The sequence below is a fragment of the Nissabacter sp. SGAir0207 genome (genome assembly GCF_005491205.1).
Taxonomy (GTDB): Bacteria; Pseudomonadota; Gammaproteobacteria; order Enterobacterales; family Enterobacteriaceae; genus Chimaeribacter.
Genome location: NZ_CP028035.1, coordinates 154,512 through 169,602, shown reverse-complemented (window position 1 = coordinate 169,602; position 15,091 = coordinate 154,512). Strand labels below are relative to the sequence as shown.

General features: G+C 63.2%; 16 protein-coding genes. 5 read left to right on the top strand and 11 right to left on the bottom strand.

What is annotated here, in order from left to right; translation table 11 throughout:
- Window positions 1-6 precede the first annotated feature (6 nt).
- Window positions 7-843 carry a TIM barrel protein gene (locus C1N62_RS00715; protein WP_137761837.1) on the top strand — a complete coding sequence of 279 codons (837 nt, stop codon included), beginning with the start codon at window positions 7-9 and terminating at the stop codon, window positions 841-843.
- 30 nt (window positions 844-873) lie between these two features.
- Here C1N62_RS00715 and C1N62_RS00710 read toward each other — a convergent pair whose 3' ends face one another.
- Together C1N62_RS00710 and C1N62_RS00705 are read right to left on the bottom strand one after the other, a co-directional pair.
- Window positions 874-1,842 (bottom strand): alpha/beta hydrolase, encoded by a 969-nt coding sequence (locus C1N62_RS00710; protein WP_137761836.1) that lies wholly within the window; start codon window positions 1,840-1,842, stop codon window positions 874-876.
- A 124-nt stretch (window positions 1,843-1,966) separates the two neighbouring features.
- Window positions 1,967-2,821 (bottom strand): SDR family oxidoreductase, encoded by an 855-nt coding sequence (locus C1N62_RS00705; protein WP_137761835.1) that lies wholly within the window; start codon window positions 2,819-2,821, stop codon window positions 1,967-1,969.
- Window positions 2,822-2,943: 122 nt separating this feature from the next.
- On the opposite strand from C1N62_RS00705, the gene C1N62_RS00700 reads away from it, so the two are divergent.
- Window positions 2,944-3,333: a winged helix-turn-helix transcriptional regulator gene (locus C1N62_RS00700; protein WP_370465578.1), complete on the top strand. Its 390-nt coding sequence runs from the start codon at window positions 2,944-2,946 to the stop codon at window positions 3,331-3,333.
- 176 nt (window positions 3,334-3,509) lie between these two features.
- On the opposite strand, the gene C1N62_RS00695 is transcribed toward C1N62_RS00700, so the two are convergent.
- The 7 genes from C1N62_RS00695 to C1N62_RS00665 all read right to left on the bottom strand — a co-directional run bounded on the left by C1N62_RS00695 (window position 3,510) and on the right by C1N62_RS00665 (window position 10,047).
- On the bottom strand, window positions 3,510-3,986 hold the full coding sequence (locus C1N62_RS00695; RefSeq protein WP_137761834.1) for a YbaK/EbsC family protein: 477 nt from the start codon (window positions 3,984-3,986) through the stop codon (window positions 3,510-3,512).
- Window positions 3,987-4,021: 35 nt separating this feature from the next.
- Window positions 4,022-4,447, bottom strand: a complete 426-nt coding sequence (locus C1N62_RS00690; RefSeq protein WP_240775714.1) for a PadR family transcriptional regulator — start codon at window positions 4,445-4,447, stop codon at window positions 4,022-4,024.
- A 353-nt stretch (window positions 4,448-4,800) separates the two neighbouring features.
- Window positions 4,801-5,598 carry a siderophore-interacting protein gene (locus C1N62_RS00685; RefSeq protein ID WP_137761832.1) on the bottom strand — a complete coding sequence of 266 codons (798 nt, stop codon included), beginning with the start codon at window positions 5,596-5,598 and terminating at the stop codon, window positions 4,801-4,803.
- Window positions 5,599-5,740: 142 nt separating this feature from the next.
- Window positions 5,741-6,730: an aldo/keto reductase gene (locus C1N62_RS00680; protein ID WP_137761831.1), complete on the bottom strand. Its 990-nt coding sequence runs from the start codon at window positions 6,728-6,730 to the stop codon at window positions 5,741-5,743.
- 124 nt (window positions 6,731-6,854) lie between these two features.
- Window positions 6,855-7,748, bottom strand: a complete 894-nt coding sequence (locus tag C1N62_RS00675) for a LysR family transcriptional regulator (protein WP_137761830.1) — start codon at window positions 7,746-7,748, stop codon at window positions 6,855-6,857.
- A 130-nt stretch (window positions 7,749-7,878) separates the two neighbouring features.
- Window positions 7,879-8,892, bottom strand: coding sequence for an EthD domain-containing protein (locus tag C1N62_RS00670; RefSeq protein WP_137761829.1), 1,014 nt, complete (start codon window positions 8,890-8,892; stop codon window positions 7,879-7,881).
- A 27-nt stretch (window positions 8,893-8,919) separates the two neighbouring features.
- Window positions 8,920-10,047 (bottom strand): alkene reductase, encoded by a 1,128-nt coding sequence (locus tag C1N62_RS00665; protein WP_137761828.1) that lies wholly within the window; start codon window positions 10,045-10,047, stop codon window positions 8,920-8,922.
- A 116-nt stretch (window positions 10,048-10,163) separates the two neighbouring features.
- Here C1N62_RS00665 and C1N62_RS00660 point away from each other — a divergent pair, with 116 nt between their 5' ends.
- Window positions 10,164-11,084, top strand: coding sequence for a LysR family transcriptional regulator (locus C1N62_RS00660; RefSeq protein WP_137761827.1), 921 nt, complete (start codon window positions 10,164-10,166; stop codon window positions 11,082-11,084).
- Between the two features lie 2 nt (window positions 11,085-11,086).
- Here the strand turns inward: C1N62_RS00660 and C1N62_RS00655 are convergent, their stop codons facing one another.
- Window positions 11,087-12,283, bottom strand: coding sequence for an NAD(P)/FAD-dependent oxidoreductase (locus tag C1N62_RS00655; RefSeq protein ID WP_137761826.1), 1,197 nt, complete (start codon window positions 12,281-12,283; stop codon window positions 11,087-11,089).
- A 314-nt stretch (window positions 12,284-12,597) separates the two neighbouring features.
- On the opposite strand from C1N62_RS00655, the gene pitA reads away from it, so the two are divergent.
- Complete coding sequence (gene pitA / locus C1N62_RS00650) at window positions 12,598-14,097, top strand: inorganic phosphate transporter PitA (RefSeq protein ID WP_137761825.1); 1,500 nt, start codon at window positions 12,598-12,600, stop codon at window positions 14,095-14,097.
- Between the two features lie 70 nt (window positions 14,098-14,167).
- Here the strand turns inward: pitA and uspB are convergent, their stop codons facing one another.
- Window positions 14,168-14,503, bottom strand: a complete 336-nt coding sequence (gene uspB, locus C1N62_RS00645) for a universal stress protein UspB (protein WP_137761824.1) — start codon at window positions 14,501-14,503, stop codon at window positions 14,168-14,170.
- A 430-nt stretch (window positions 14,504-14,933) separates the two neighbouring features.
- Here uspB and C1N62_RS23480 point away from each other — a divergent pair, with 430 nt between their 5' ends.
- Window positions 14,934-15,059, top strand: coding sequence for a hypothetical protein (locus C1N62_RS23480; RefSeq protein WP_255508607.1), 126 nt, complete (start codon window positions 14,934-14,936; stop codon window positions 15,057-15,059).
- The last annotated feature ends 32 nt before the right edge of the window (window positions 15,060-15,091 follow it).

Sequence of the window (15,091 nt, the reverse complement as noted above, 5' to 3'; positions counted from 1 at the left end):
GACATTATGGCTATCGCGCTCGACCGCTTCTGTATCAACCGTAAAATCGCCCCCAACCTGACCATCGAGCAATTTTTTCAGGTCGTGAAGAAGTGTGGCCTGAATAAGGTGGAACTGCGCAATGACATGCCCAGCGGCAAGATCACCGATGATTTGAGTGCGGAACAGGTGAACGCGCTGGCGCAGAAATATGGCATGGAGATCATCACCATCAACGCACTGGGCCGCTTTAACCTGGGGGCGGAGCGCGCGCAGGTGCTGGCGAACGCCGAGGCGATGCTGAAGGAGGCGCAGGCCATCCATTGTCAGGCGCTGGTGCTCTGCCCGCACTGTAGCGCCGATGACTCGCGCAGTGATGAGCAGAAACAGCAGGAGACACTACAGGCGCTGAGCGCGCTGGCCCCGCTGTTCCAGCAGTATGGCGTCACCGGGCTGGTGGAGCCGCTGGGCTTTGGCATCAGCTCCCTGCGCTCCTCGTTGCTGACGCAGTCGCTGATCCATGACGCGGCCGCGCCCTACAAGCTGGTGGTAGACACCTTCCACCACCATCTGGATGAGGTGGATCAGGCGGCCTTTGACCGGCAGATGGCGATGGAGAGCATCGGGCTGGTGCACCTTTCGGGTGTGGAGGATGACCGCCCGGCCGCCAACTTGACCGATGAGGAGCGCATCATGCTGACGCCGACAGACCGGCTGAAGAGCAAGCAGCAGGTGGATAATCTGGAGCGCCTTGGCTACCGCGGCCTCTACTCGTTCGAGCCGTTCTCCTCCGTGCTGGCAAGCTGGAGCGAAGCGGACATTGAACGCGAGATTAAACAGAGCATCGCGCTGCTGCAAGGCTGACATCCGGCCCCGGGCGGGGCCGGCTGGGAGTCAGGCGAGGCGCTGTTTCAGGGCCGCCGCGGCCTGTGAGATGGCCATCTTCACCGCTGGCACCTGGCTAATTGGGTTGAGCAGCCCATAGTCATGGATCAGGCCGTCGTAGCGCACCAGCGTGGTCTCGACGCCCGCCTCGTTCAGCTTGCGGCCATAGGCTTCACCCTCGTCACGCAGCACATCAAACTCGGCGACCTGGATCAGCGCTGGCGGCAGGCCAGCCAGCTGCTCCGGCGTCGCCAGCAGCGGAGAGGCGTGCAGCTCAGTGCGTTTGCTCGGGTCATCGGTGTAGTTGTCCCAGAACCACTTCATCATGTTGCGCGTCAGGAAGAAGCCTTCGGCGTAGCTCTCATAGGAGTCGGTATCAAAGGCGGCGTGGGTCACCGGCCAGAGCAGTACCTGATAGCGCAGCTGGGGCGCGCCCTGCTCCTTCGCCATCAGGCTGACCACCGCCGCCATGTTGCCGCCGACGCTGTTGCCGACCACGGCCAGCCGCCCGCCGTCGAGGTTGATCTCATAACCGTGGTTGGCGACCCAGCAGGTAGCGGCATAGGCCTGATTGATGGCAACCGGGTACTGCGCCTCCGGTGACGGAGTGTAGTTGACGAACACGGCCGCCGCGCCGCTCTCCACCACCAGATCACGCACCAGCCGCTGGTGGGTCGGGAAATCGCCCAGTACCCAGCCGCCGCCGTGGAAAAACATAAACACCGGCAGGGTGCCAGTCGCGCCCTCCGGCCGGACAATGGTCAGGCTGAGATCGTGGCCGCTGCTGTTGACGGTCTTTTCGCTGATCTCGACGCCAGAGAGATCCACCTGCACGGAGTTTTGCGCGTCCACCAGCACCTGCCGTGCCTGCTCTGGCGAAAGCTGCTCCATCGGTGGGCCGCCGGCCGCGTTGAGTTGGGTAAGAAACTGTTCGATATGGCGTTCTGTGGTGGCATTTTCTGGGGTAATGCTGCTCATGATCTGCTCCTGGTGGTAAGAAGAGAAAACCCAATGGCTGGGCCGCGCCTGACCTTTCAGTGTAGGCGACGTGGCGTGGGCGGGCAGAAAAAGGCCGGGGCGGGCAGCGTCGCCCCGGCTACTTTCACGCCGCGAGGGTGGCGCGAATCACGTCAGCAAAGGGGGTGGTGGGGCGGCCAATCAGGCGGCTGAGGGTGTGGCTCTGGTCAAACAGCGCCTGCTGTGCCGCGCCGCTGTCTGAGTCCGCCAGCAGCGCCGCCAGCCCGGCGGGCAGGCCGGCATTGAGCAGCGCACGCTCGAACTCCTCGCGCGGCAGGTTAAGGTAGCGCACCGGCTGGCCGCTCTGGCGGGCGATCTCCGCGCTGAACGCCGCCAGCGTATAGCTCTCATCACCGGCCAGCTCGTAGACCTGTCCGGCCTGATTGTCCGCCAGCAGCACGGCAGCGGCGGCCGCGGCATAGTCAGCACGGGGCGCGGAGGCGATCTGCCCCTCGTCGGCCGCGCCAATGAACGCCCCATGTGCCAGCGCCGGTGCGATGCTGGCGGCATAGTTTTCGGTGTACCAGCCGTTGCGTAGCAGGACGTAGGGTACGCCGGAGGCGCGCAGGGCAGCCTCGGTGGCGCGGTGCTCCTCACCCAGTGCCAGCGGAGTGTCGTCGGCATTGAGCAGGCTGGTATAGGCGATCAAATTCACGCCCGCCGCTTTCGCCGCATCAATCACCGCCTGATGCTGGGCAAGGCGCTGCCCTACTTCGCTAGAGGAGATCAGTAGCAGCTTGTCCGCGCCAGCGAAGGCCGTCGCCAGCGTCTCGGGGCGGTTGTAGTCGGCCTCACGCACCACCACGCCGCGCGCCGCCAGATCGGCAGCCTTGGCCGGGGTGCGCACGGCGGCAATGATCTCGCCTGCCGGGACGTGCTCGAGCAGTGCCTCAATCACCAAACGGCCCAATTGGCCGGTCGCGCCTGTTACTACCATCATCTCAAACTCCTGGGTTATGGGTCAGGCCGGGATCAGAGGTCGCCCGGCGAACAGAAACTTCGTGCTAAAACCCAGCTTATGCCTCAAACTAACTTTTCGTAAGTACTTACAAGAGTGTTAGTATGCAAAAAATAACCCCACCCCTGGCGGAGCGGCTGCAACGCGGCGAACTACTCAACGTCAATTGTCCCTCTCGAGAGGTGCTGAAGCGGGTGACCAGCCGCTGGGCGGTGCTGGTGATGATTGCCCTGAAAAGCGAGACGCTGCGCTTCAGTGAACTGCGGCGCAAAATCGGTGGCGTGAGTGAGCGGATGCTGGCGCAGACGCTGCGCTATATGGAAGAGGATGGGTTTGTCGCGCGCGTTGCCTACCCGGTGGTGCCGCCGCATGTTGAGTACCATCTGACGCCGCTCGGGCAGGAGGTGCGTGAGCAGGTGGAAGGGCTGGCCGACTGGCTGGAGAGCAACCTGCCGCGCATTCTGGCGCAACGCCACACGGCAGACGACGCGTAACCAGCGGCGTCACGGCTACTCGGCAACCACCGGTTCGTGGGCTACGTTGACCCACTGGGCACCGACCCGCGCTACCAGCCGGTCTGGCGCGATGCGCACCCCGGTATTAGCAGAGCCACCGGCCGCGCATTCTGCACGACGCGGCAGGGAACCAGAGCGCTATGCCGCCGCCATTGTTACTCGGCAACCACCGGTTCGCGGGCCACGTTGACCCACTGGGCACCGACCAGCGCTACCAGCCGGTCTGGCGCGATGCGTACCCCGGTATTGGCGGAGCCACCGGCCGGGATCACCTCATCCCATGCCTGAAGCGAGGCGTCGCAGTAGAGCGTGGCCGCCGCCGGAGTGGCGAACGGGCAGACGCCGCCCACCGGGTGGCCGGTCAGCGCCTCTACCTCCTCGCTGCCCAGCATCCGCGCCTTCACGCCGAACTGCTCCTTGTACTTCTTGTTGTCCAGCCGGGCGTCGCCAGCCATCACCAACAGGATCACGTCATCATTCACCCGGAACGAGAGGGTCTTGGCAATCTGCCCCGGTGCCACGCCAAAAGCTTCGGCCGCCAGCGCGACGGTGGCGGTGCTCTGTGATTGGGTGACCACATGCAGGTCGGGGGCATGGTGTGCCAGCCATGCCTGTACACTCTCACTGCTCATTAAAGCTCCTTCTCTGTGTCGGCCGGGGTGGCAATTTAGCTGCGCTCGATGGCGCGGGTGGCGCGCTCCAGCGCGTCAATAATGGTATGCAGCGTCTCTTCTGAGACGGCCTCTTTCGAGAGACGGGTGTTAAGCGCCGAACGGATATTATTGATCGCCTGTTGCACCTCGGGCCGCGCGCGATTATTTGCCAGCACCGCCAGCGCATGTAGGCGGCCAACCGCCGCCGCCAGCACTGTCTGGTGCTCCGTTAGCTGTGCCTGCCCCGCCGCCGTCAGCGCATAGGCTTTTTTGCCCGCCTGCTGATCGCTGGCCGTGATATATCCCATCTCCTCCATCAGGGTCAGGTTAGGGTAAATAACCCCGGCGCTCGGCGTATATTCCCCCTTCGACAACTCCTCGATGGATTTAATCACCTCATAGCCGTGGGCCGCCCGGCTTTGCAGAATGGAAAGGATCATCAGGCGAATATCATTTGCGTCGAACAACCTTTCGCGGCGATGTCTTTTCCCGCCGAACTCGCGGCCTTTTTCTGCCGGTGAGCATGAAATGCCGGCAGGCGGTACAGCGTGTGGTTTAGTCATGGTCAATTTGGGGGTATTCAAGCCAGTGGGGCAGCATATCGGGCTAAAGTGAAGATTACAAGCGAGCGCCGTGGCCGGGAAAATAGCGGTTCCCCCGCGGTGGGCCGTTTATTCGCGCCGCTGTGGGCCGGGGTGAAAATAGCGAGCTGACCGGCGCTACTGCGCGGTGGAAATAGCGTGCGCCAGACGCCCGGCCAGTGAAAAATATCCCGCCGGGCGGCGGGATGGGATTATTTGGCGTGCCAGTACGCGACGGCGCGCACCAGCGCCGGATCGGTGCCCTGCGCCAGAACGTGGTCGCTCAGGCCCTTCACAATCTCGCCCTCACCGGTGAGCCAGATGAAGTAATCCTCCGCTGGCAAGGTGAGCGCGCGCACCCGTTCCGCCAGAGTATCGGCTGTCGCGCCCTCGGCGGCCACCAGCCACTCGCACTGCACGTCCGGCGCGTCGTCCAGATAGGTTTTGGCCTCTGGCTGGCTGACAAACGCCAGCACCGTCAACGACGGCTTGCCGCCGTGGGCCGCCACCATCGCCAGTCGGCGGCGCAGCGCTGGCAGGCCGCTCTCGTCACAGACGTAGATCTGGTGGGCGTAGCTCTCCGGCACTACCAGCGAACCGCGCGGGCCACCCATCGCCAGTCGGTCGCCCGGCTTGGCGGTCGCGGCCCAGTCGCTCGCCACGCCCTGCGCATGGATGAAGAAGTCGATGGTCAGCTCGTTGCGCACCGCGTCAAACTGCAACGGCGTGTAGTCGCGGTTCGGTGGGCGTGGGCCATCGCCCCAGTCGATCCCCTCCGCCGTGACGGTAGGCAGGCGCAGTTCGCCGGTCGCAGGATCTGGGAAGAACATTTTGATGTGGTCATCAAAGCCAGCCGAGGTAAAGCCCGCCAGCTGATCGCCCTGAAAGACCACGCGGCGGAAGCAGCCAGCCACCGTGGTCACCTGCTTGACGGTAATCTCACGGAAAACCAGCTCGTTGCGGACACGGGTCGGGTAGTTGACGGCGCGCGGTGTGGAAGTTTGCTGCATCACGGTTCCTTATCTCATGGCCCATTGCGTTGGGCGTCACGCGTGGTGCGGCCGGGCTGGCCGCAAAAGCAGCTAAAATATATCTTAGATATATCGATTCCGCAATCCTGCGTCAGCCAACCGGCCCGTAATCAGGGCGTGCTTAACGCCCTACCCGTTTTTGCATCTCCTCGGGATAACGGTCGCCCACCACCCGGATGGCAGCCAGCGCCTGCTCGATCTGGCGCAGATCTGCTGCATTGAGCGTAATCTCCGTCGCGCCGAGGTTCTCCTCCAGCCGATGCAGTTTGGTGGTGCCGGGGATCGGCACAATCCAGGGTTTCTGGGCCAGCAGCCACGCCAACGCGATCTGCGCCGGGGTGACGTTTTGCTGCGCGGCCACCGTTTTTAGCGCATCGACCAACGCCTGATTGGCCTCGCGCGCCTCCTGCGCAAAGCGCGGCACCACGTTGCGGAAGTCACTGGCATCAAATTGGGTGTCGGCGGCAATCGCCCCGGTGAGGAAGCCCTTGCCGAGCGGGCTGAAGGGCACAAAGCCGATGCCCAGCTCCTCCAGCAGCGGCAGGATCTCCTGCTCCGGCTCGCGCCACCAGAGCGAATACTCACTCTGCAACGCCGCCACTGGCTGCACGGCGTGCGCCCGGCGAATGGTCTGCGCCCCCGCCTCAGAGAGGCCGAAATGCTTGACCTTGCCCTCTTTGATCAGCGCTTTCACCGTCTCCGCCACCTCTTCGATCGGCACGGCCGGGTCAACGCGGTGCTGGTAGAGCAGATCCAGACACTCCACCTTGAGGCGTTTGAGGCTCCCCTCCACCGCCTGTCGGATGTGCGCTGGCTGGCTGTTGAGCACCTGTCGGTTATCCGGCTGCGGCAGATCGAAGCCAAATTTACTGGCGATCACCACCCGGTCACGCACCGGTGCCAGCGCCTCGCCCACCACCTCTTCATTAATGAAGGGGCCGTAAACCTCGGCGGTGTCGAAGAAGGTGACGCCGCGATCGACCGCCGCGCGGATCAGGGCGATCGCCTGCTGTTTGTCGGTGGCTGGCCCGTAGCCATAACTCAGCCCCATGCAGCCTAACCCTAGTGCCGAAACGGCCAGGCCGCTGTTGCCCAATGTACGTGTTTTCATGGTCTGCTCCTGTGTTGTCAGGCGCGGCGCGCCTGTGGAACATCCATTATAGGGAGTGGACGGACAGGGATTAGTCCCACCCGCGCGGATGAGGAGATGAGCCAGGCTCATCAATGGCGGGCGATTAACGCGGGTAGCGCAGCGCCTCAATCAGTTTGGTGAAGGCCAGGGTGTGCTGTTTGCGGCTGGGATAGTAGAGGTAGTAGCCGGGGAAGGTGTCGCACCATGCCTCCAGCGCCAGTTCCAGCCGGCCATCGGCCAGCTCCTGCTGTACGCTGTCTTCCGGCAGGAACGCCAGTCCCAGTCCGGCCACCGCCGCCTGAATGCGCGTCGGCAGGCTGCTGAAGGTCAGTTGCCCCTCGACCCGCACGCGCAGCGCCTGCTCGCCCTGCTTGAACTCCCACGCATACAGCCCGCCGAGCGTCGGCAGGCGCAGGTTGATGCAGTTGTGTTGTTGCAACGCCTGCGGCGTTTCGGGTTTGCCGTGGCGGGCGAAATAGTCAGGTGATCCAACCACCACCATGCGGATGTCGGGGCCGATGCGCACCGCCACCATATCTTTCGCCACCTGCTCACCCAACCGGATGCCCGCGTCATAGCGGCCGCTGACGATGTCGGTCAGGGCATTGTCCACCACCACCTCGACGTTGACGTCCGGGTAGTCGCGCACAAAAGAGCCAAGCGCCGGCCAGATCACCGATTGCAGCGCGTGCTCGCCCGCGTTAAGGCGGATGGTGCCCGCCGGGCGGTCGCGCATTTCACGCAACTGCACCAGCTGCTCCTCAATGCCGGTCAGGTGCGGGCTGATGCTCGTGATGAGCTGTTCGCCCGCGACGGTCGGCGCGACGCTGCGGGTGGTGCGGGTCAGCAGGCGGATGCCCAGCCGCGTCTCCAGCCCACGGATCGCATGGCTCAGGGCGGATTGGGAGACGCCCAGCTTGGCGGCCGCGCGGGTAAAACTGCCTTCGCGGGCGATGACCATCAAGGAGATAAGATCGCTGAAATTCTCTTTTAACATCATTTACCCGGTAGGTTGGCTAGGAACCGCTGGATTGCGGTTCCTGTAGCCTAAAGCAAAGCACGTCCCATGATTATGGCGAATCCGCTCATAGATGCCATGCATCTGACTCATGAGTGCCTGCACTCGCCTAACGGGCGGTGGCTTGCTCAGGGGCCAACCGGTTGATGACGCTGTAGTTGACCGCTGTCCAGAACTCTGAGGCGTCCGGGTCAGCGATCTCCGCCTCGGCCTGTTCAATCGCCGCCCACGCCTCGGTGGCAAGGTAATCCTCCACGTCATTCAGCGAACTGAACGAGAAGACGCTGATGCCATCGATTTTCGCCCCCTCCTCATCCGGCTGGGTCATGGCAAACGGGTGCAACTGGGCGTAGCGGCGCACATACTCCTGCGTCTCCGGCTTCGCCATCACCTCATCGGCGTGCTGGTGCAGCCAGCGCTGTTGGAACGCCTCACGCGTCAGGTGCGGCCGGCGAATGTGGATCTTCACCAGACTGAAGGGGTCGCGGTGCCGGGCGCTCGGGATCAGGATGTACTCCCGCGCCAGTTCGCGGCTCACTTTGCGGAACACCGTCTGCTCATCGGCGATGATGCGTTTGGCGTATTGCTCCTGATCAAGGGTGGCGGTGACCGCCTCCTCCGAGCCATAGGCGATGTAGGCAAAGCCATCCCATGACGGGCGGCGATAGGCCGGCACCCGCGCCGCCGGATCGGCCACCAGCCGGCCATCCGCACCCACCATCGCCCGGTAGGGCGGGCGGAACCCGGAGGAGGGGCCGGAGGCCAGCCGGTGCACTTGATCGTAGCGCAGCACACTATCGTTTTGCGTCTCTGGCCCGGCATAGGCGAATTTGGGGCCGTGCACTTTGCGCCAATATTCGTCCCAGTGCTCGAAGGCCAGGTTTGGATCCGGCTCCAGCGCCAGCCGATCGGCGTGCCGATCCGGCTGCGTCACCTCCTGGCCGTGGCGATCGACCGACGATCCCGCATCGTGCGGCCGATCCTGCCAGGGCGTGGCGTCGCTGCGCAGCACAAAGGTCGGCGTGACAATCAGCGGCTGGTTGCCGCCCGGTTGGGTCTGCCCCACCGGTGGCCGCTGCAACATGTCCGAGCGCTCCAAATCGCGGAATTTATCCTGGCTCATGCTCTTCTCCTCTCATGGCTGGCCGTTTCAGGCCGGTTGGTAGGGCGGATAGTCGATGTAACCCTCTGCCGAGCCGCCGTAGTAGGTGTCGCGATCCGGCTTCGCCAGCGGCCAGCCATGTTTCAGCCGCGCCACCAGATCCGGGTTGGCAATGTAGGGCTGGCCGAAGGCTGGCAGATCGATCAGCCCCTCATCCACCCGCGCCTGCGCGCGCGCCAGCGTCAGGTCGCCCGCCAGAATCAGCGGCGTGTCGCCCAGCGTCTGCCGACAGGTGCGCAGCAGGTTTTTGATCGCGTCGGCCTTGGCTTCGGCGTCATCGGCGTTGAAGAAAAAGTTGGTCTGGTCCATCACATGCACATAGGCGATGCCGCGCTGCGCCAGCCCGGCGCACAGGGCGGTGTAGGTTTCATCAATCTCCGGGTAGAGCGGCATGTCCGAGAGCTGCCCGTAGGGGGAGAGGCGGATGCCCACCCGGTCAGCGCCGATGCGGGCGCAGACGGCGTCCACCACCTCAAACACGAAGCGCAGGCGATTCTCCAGCGTTTGCGCGCCGTAGCGATCCTGCCGGTCATTGACCTTCGGGTTGAGGAACTGCTCGAGCAGATAACCATTGGCCCCGTGCAGTTCCACGCCGTCAAAGCCAGCCTCACGTGCGTTGGCGGCTGCCTGGGCGAAATCTTCCACCACCCGGCCTACCTCATCAGTGGAGAGCGCGCGTGGGGCGGAGGCGGGCACGAAGCCCGGCTTGCCCTGTTCATCATAGGCAAAGGCCGAGGAGTTGGCCGCGGGCGTGGCGGTCGAGCTAACCGGTGCCGCGCCATTTTTCTGGAGGGAGGTGTGGGAGACGCGGCCCACGTGCCAGAGCTGGGCGAAGATTTTGCCACCCACGCTGTGCACCGAGTCGGTGGTCAGCTTCCAGCCAGCGATCTGTGCCGGGGAGAAGATGCCGGGATTGAACAGGTAGCCCTGCCCCTCGCGGGAGATCGGCGTACCCTCGGTGATAATCAGCCCGGCGGTGGCACGCTGCGCATAGTAGAGGGCGATCTGCTCCGTGGCGATGTCCTCCGGCGCGCGTGAACGGGTCATCGGGGCCATCACAATCCGGTTGGCGAGACGGGTGTTACCCAGCATGAAGGGGCTGAAGAGGTCACTCATTTCAGGGTTCCTTATTTTCCGGTTCAACATAAAAATAAGTGTATTCAAGAAATATTGACCGATAGCGGCTATTTTTTACCGAATCATGTGACAGGAATTCACGAATCGGAGGCGCGATGTTTTCACCAGACCGGCTAAAGGGTATTCATGTGTTTGTCAGCGTGGCGGATGGCGGCAGTTTTGCGGCGGCGGCGGAGCGGCTGAACCTGACGCCCTCGGCGGTCAGTAAGAGCGTCGCCCGGCTGGAGGCGCGGCTGGGCAAGACGCTGTTCCAGCGCACCACCCGCACCCTCGCCCTGACCGAGGCTGGCACGCGCTACTACCGCACCTGCGCGGCGGTGCTGGCGGAGTTGGAGGCGGCGGAGCTGGCGCTGACGGCAGAAGATCGCGAGCCGCATGGCCGGGTGCGCATCGACCTGCCGGCCTCCTATGGCCGATTGCATGTGCTGCCACTGATTTTGGCGTTCGCGCAGCGCTATCCACGGCTCCAGCCGCACATCTCCTTTACCGATCGCTTTGTCGATCCGGTGCAGGAGGACATTGATATCGTGGTGCGCATCGGCGGGCCAGATGCCTGGCCAGCGGCGCTCGGCCACCGCTTTTTTGGCGCGCAGCGGCTGGTGTTCTGCGCCTCGCCCGCCTATCTGGCGCAGCATGGCACGCCGCTGAGTGCGCGCGATCTGGCGCAACACCACTGCGTCGGGTATGGCGAGGAGGATGGCCGCGTCAGCCCCTGGCACTTCACCGGCCGCCACAGCGGCGACCGCGAGCGGCGCGCGCTGCCGGTGCGCATCGCGGTCGGGGATGGCGAGGGGGAGGTGCAGGCAGTGCTGCACGGCTACGGCATCGCGCAGTTGCCGCGCTGGCTGGTGCAGCGCCACCTGGATCAGGGAACGCTGCGGGAGGTGCTGCCAGCGCTGGCCACTGATGGCCTGCCGATGAATCTGGTGTGGCTAAAGCGCCGTGAGGGGCTGCCCAAGGTGCGGGCGCTGCGCGATCTGCTGATCGCCCGCCTGACGCCCGACGGCACCACCTGAGATCAGCGCCCGGCGATCAGTGCCTGCGCGCAGGCCCACGCGCTGCTCCACGCCCACTGGAAGTTGTAGCCGCCAAGCCAGCCGGTGACGTCCATCACTTCGCCAATGAAGTAGAGGCCCGGCACCTCGTTCGCCATCATGGTTTTGGAGGAGAGCGCGCGGGTATCGACGCCGCCCAGCGTCACCTCGGCGGTGCGGTAGCCCTCGGTGCCGTTGGGCTGCACCTGCCAGGCTTGCAGGCTCTCCACCAGCGCCGCCTGTTGCGGTGCATTGAGCTGCTTCAACGTCGCCTCCGGCAACTGCCCCAGCAGTTGCAGGCACTCCACCAACCGCTTTGGCAACAGCTGCGCCAAAGTATTTTTCAGGCTCTGGTTCGGGTGCGCCTGCCGTTCGGCGTCGAGGTGGGCCGACAAATCCACCCCCGGCAGCAGGTTGACGCTCACCCTTTCGCCCGGCTGCCAGTAGCTCGACAGTTGCAGCACCGCCGGGCCGGAGAGGCCGCGGTGGGTGAAGAGGATGCTCTCCTTGAACGAGACGCCATTTTGCGCCGTCACCACGGCGGGCACGGAGACGCCGGAGAGGGTTTGCAGGTGATCCAGCAGCGGTTTGTGCAGGGTGAAGGGCACCAGCCCGGCGCGGGTCGGCAACACCTTCAGGCCAAACTGCTCCGCCAGCTTGTAGCCGAACGGCGTGGCCCCGAGGCCCGGCATCGACAGGCCACCGGTCGCCACCACCAGCGCGCCAGCGCTGACCTGCCCGCCGTTGAGCGACAGGGTGAAGCCATTGTCGCCCTGCTCCACCGCCAGCACTTCGCTGCGCAGCCGCAGCGTCACTTGCCCCTGCTCACACTCCTTCAGCAGCAGATCGACAATCTGTTGCGCCGAGTCGTCGCAGAAGAGCTGGCCGAGGGTCTTCTCGTGGTAGGCGATGCCGTGGCGGTTGACCAGATCGATGAAATCCCACTGGGTGTAGCGCGCCAGCGCCGATTTGCAGAAGTGCGGGTTCTCTGACAGGTAGGCGGCCGGCTCAGTGTACATATTGGTGAAGTTGCAACGCCCGCCGCCGGACATCAGGATCTTGCGCCCCGCCTTCTTGCCATTGTCCAGCAGCAGAACCCGGCGGCCGCCTTGTCCCGCCAGCGCGGCACAAAACATACCGGCCGCGCCGGCACCGATCACCACCACATCAAACTGTTCCACTGCAATACCTCTGTAATAAATAGCGTTTACGGCCGGGCCATACATGAAAGATCTGCTACATATAAAGGTGTGCTGGCAGTTTCAGGCTGGCGATTCAGGCGGCGAATTGTATGCCCCAGCGGCATCAAGTTCCAGAGTAACGAAAAGTTAATAAACGTAAGTCTTATTAACACGATGATTTTATATCGTTTTTTCAACAAAATGCGCCCTTTGGACGGTTTTTTTGTCGTAAAACGGTCATATTTCTCTTTCCGATGCACCCTGTTCTCGCGGATAATGCGCCGCGTTCATGACCACCAACTGGCGTAACGCTTATGCTACATCTGTTCGCTGGGCTGGATTTTCATACCGGCCTGTTGTTAGTCCTCGCGCTACTGTTTGTCCTGTTCTACGAAGCCATCAACGGTTTCCACGATACAGCCAACGCAGTGGCCACTGTGATTTACACCCGTGCCATGCGCTCGCAGATTGCGGTCGTGATGGCGGGTCTTTTCAACTTCCTTGGCGTAATACTCGGCGGCCTGAGTGTTGCTTATGCCATCGTCCACCTGCTGCCCACCGATCTGCTGTTGAACGTAGGATCGGCCCACGGCCTGGCAATGGTCTTCTCCATGCTGCTGGCGGCAATTATCTGGAACCTCGGCACCTGGTACTTTGGCCTGCCGGCCTCCAGTTCACACACCCTGATTGGCGCCATTATCGGCATCGGTTTGACCAACGCCATTGTCACGGACAGCTCCGTGGTGGATGCGTTGAACATTCCGAAGATGGTTAGCATTTTCCTGTCGCTGATCCTCTCGCCGTTGGTCGGCATGGGGCTGGCGGGTGCGCTGGTGTTTGTGTTGCGCCGCTATTGGAGCAGCACCAAGAAGCGCCGCCGCATCCACATGACCCCGGCAGAGCGCGAAAAGCTCGACGGCAAAAAGAAGCCGCCGTTCTGGACGCGTACCGCCTTGATCCTCTCCGCCATCGGCGTCAGCTTCTCGCATGGCGCCAACGACGGGCAGAAGGGCATTGGCCTGATCATGCTGGTGCTGATTGGTGTCGCCCCGGCGGGCTTCGTGGTCAACATGAATGCCACCGGCTATGACATCACCCGCACCCGCGACGCGGTGACGCATTTGCAGCAGTACTACCAGCAGCACCCGGATGCCCTGCCGCACGTTGCCGCGCAGACGCCGCTGGTGCCGACGCCGGAAGAGACGCTGCCGGACACGCCGCGTGAGTTCCACTGCGACAGCAGCCGGGCGCTGGTGGCGATTGACCGTGCGCAGACGCTGCTGACCAACCTGCCGAGCTACAGCGCGCTGTCGGTGGAGGAGCGCAGCCATATGCGCCGCCTGCTGATGTGCGTGGCGGATACTGCTGACAAGGCGGCCAAGCTGCCGAACACCAGCACCGAGGATAAACGCTTCCTTGGCAACCTGCGCAATGACCTGCTGGCGACCGTCGAGTACGCGCCGGTCTGGATCATCGTCGCGGTGGCGCTGGCGCTCTCGCTGGGCACCATGTTCGGCTGGAAGCGCGTGGCGACCACCATCGGTGAGAAGATTGGCAAGAAGGGTATGACCTATGCCCAGGGCGTCTCTGCGCAGATGACCGCTGCCGTCTCCATCGGCGTGGCCAGCTACACCGGTATGCCGGTCTCCACCACCCATGTGCTCTCCTCCGCGGTAGCGGGCACCATGATTGTGGATGGCGGCGGCGTGCAGAGCAAAACCGTGAAGAGCATCTTGCTGGCGTGGGTGCTGACCCTGCCGATCGCGATTGTGCTCTCCGGTACGCTCTACTGGATTGCGCTGAAGCTGATCTGACGCAAATGCGACCCAATAAAAAGGCGGCCCAAGGGCCGCCTTTTTTACTGCCTGCTCTCCTGAAAATGACTCAATACCAGATAAGCATCGCCACCAGGCTGACCACCACCAGCCCGCACAGGGAGCTGGTCAGGATGAATTGCCCTCGCACCCGCGCGCAGCGGCGGATAAATTCAGGATCGTGATGATCAAGATAACGTTGGGAATAGATATAGCGCACCAAGCGGATCTGCTTGCTGGGCTGGCCGTGCGAGGTAAAGAAGCCGCTGCCATCGACATATTGGTAAAGCAACGGATCGCACCCGCGCAGCACCACCAGCAGCGCCCGCAAGGAGGAGAAGTAACGCGCCATATTGATGACACACACCACACATAAAGCCCAGAATAGCGCAACGGTACTGATCATGATCCCCCCTCAAGGCGATCGGCCCCGCTGCCGGCAGGCCGGCCGCAGCGCGCTTTCGCCCTACGTCTGCTTTGTTTCCTGACATACTGGGGCTGTTCCAGCCCACCCCTGGATCACCGTGTTGAGCCACCGGCTCCGGCACACGCCGTGCGGTGGCTCCTCTTCAGTGTAGAAAATGAAAAAGGGTAACGGCGTCCCGGTTAATAACAATTTATCCAATCAATACGCTTTTTCAATTCGATAATTTTCCAGCGGGGTCGGGTCGCCCGGCCTGGGTCATATTCCCCCTGCCACGAGGGGGCGCAGCTTACAGCCAGACGTGACCCCGTTCACGCCCTTGTGAGCGCGGCACCGGTTTGCCGGGGGATTGATGATAAAATCTGAACGTTGCCAGAGAGGCTATACTTAGCTCATGCTGCTGATATTTCTCATGGAAAGCGCATCAGAGGAGTGTGGCCACTCCCCTTTGTCCGGCACCAAGCCGCAACCTGTTGGCGGCGTGCCGGGTGGGAATGGGGAGGCGCGTGACGCGACCGGAACCGGCGCGGGCAGTTAAAACAACAACGATTCAGGCGAGGCGGCCAGCGG

What these genes read in the sequence shown, in the direction of transcription:
- C1N62_RS00715 (WP_137761837.1), top strand. Translation starts at nt 7, where the DNA reads ATGGCTATCGCGCTCGACCGCTTCTGTATCAACCGTAAAATCGCCCCC.
- C1N62_RS00710 (WP_137761836.1), bottom strand. Translation starts at nt 1,842, where the DNA reads ATGAGCAGCATTACCCCAGAAAATGCCACCACAGAACGCCATATCGAA.
- C1N62_RS00705 (WP_137761835.1), bottom strand. Translation starts at nt 2,821, where the DNA reads ATGATGGTAGTAACAGGCGCGACCGGCCAATTGGGCCGTTTGGTGATT.
- C1N62_RS00700 (WP_370465578.1), top strand. Translation starts at nt 2,944, where the DNA reads ATGCAAAAAATAACCCCACCCCTGGCGGAGCGGCTGCAACGCGGCGAA.
- C1N62_RS00695 (WP_137761834.1), bottom strand. Translation starts at nt 3,986, where the DNA reads ATGAGCAGTGAGAGTGTACAGGCATGGCTGGCACACCATGCCCCCGAC.
- C1N62_RS00690 (WP_240775714.1), bottom strand. Translation starts at nt 4,447, where the DNA reads ATGATCCTTTCCATTCTGCAAAGCCGGGCGGCCCACGGCTATGAGGTG.
- C1N62_RS00685 (WP_137761832.1), bottom strand. Translation starts at nt 5,598, where the DNA reads ATGCAGCAAACTTCCACACCGCGCGCCGTCAACTACCCGACCCGTGTC.
- C1N62_RS00680 (WP_137761831.1), bottom strand. Translation starts at nt 6,730, where the DNA reads ATGAAAACACGTACATTGGGCAACAGCGGCCTGGCCGTTTCGGCACTA.
- C1N62_RS00675 (WP_137761830.1), bottom strand. Translation starts at nt 7,748, where the DNA reads ATGTTAAAAGAGAATTTCAGCGATCTTATCTCCTTGATGGTCATCGCC.
- C1N62_RS00670 (WP_137761829.1), bottom strand. Translation starts at nt 8,892, where the DNA reads ATGAGCCAGGATAAATTCCGCGATTTGGAGCGCTCGGACATGTTGCAG.
- C1N62_RS00665 (WP_137761828.1), bottom strand. Translation starts at nt 10,047, where the DNA reads ATGAGTGACCTCTTCAGCCCCTTCATGCTGGGTAACACCCGTCTCGCC.
- C1N62_RS00660 (WP_137761827.1), top strand. Translation starts at nt 10,164, where the DNA reads ATGTTTTCACCAGACCGGCTAAAGGGTATTCATGTGTTTGTCAGCGTG.
- pitA (WP_137761825.1), top strand. Translation starts at nt 12,598, where the DNA reads ATGCTACATCTGTTCGCTGGGCTGGATTTTCATACCGGCCTGTTGTTA.
- uspB (WP_137761824.1), bottom strand. Translation starts at nt 14,503, where the DNA reads ATGATCAGTACCGTTGCGCTATTCTGGGCTTTATGTGTGGTGTGTGTC.
- C1N62_RS23480 (WP_255508607.1), top strand. Translation starts at nt 14,934, where the DNA reads ATGGAAAGCGCATCAGAGGAGTGTGGCCACTCCCCTTTGTCCGGCACC.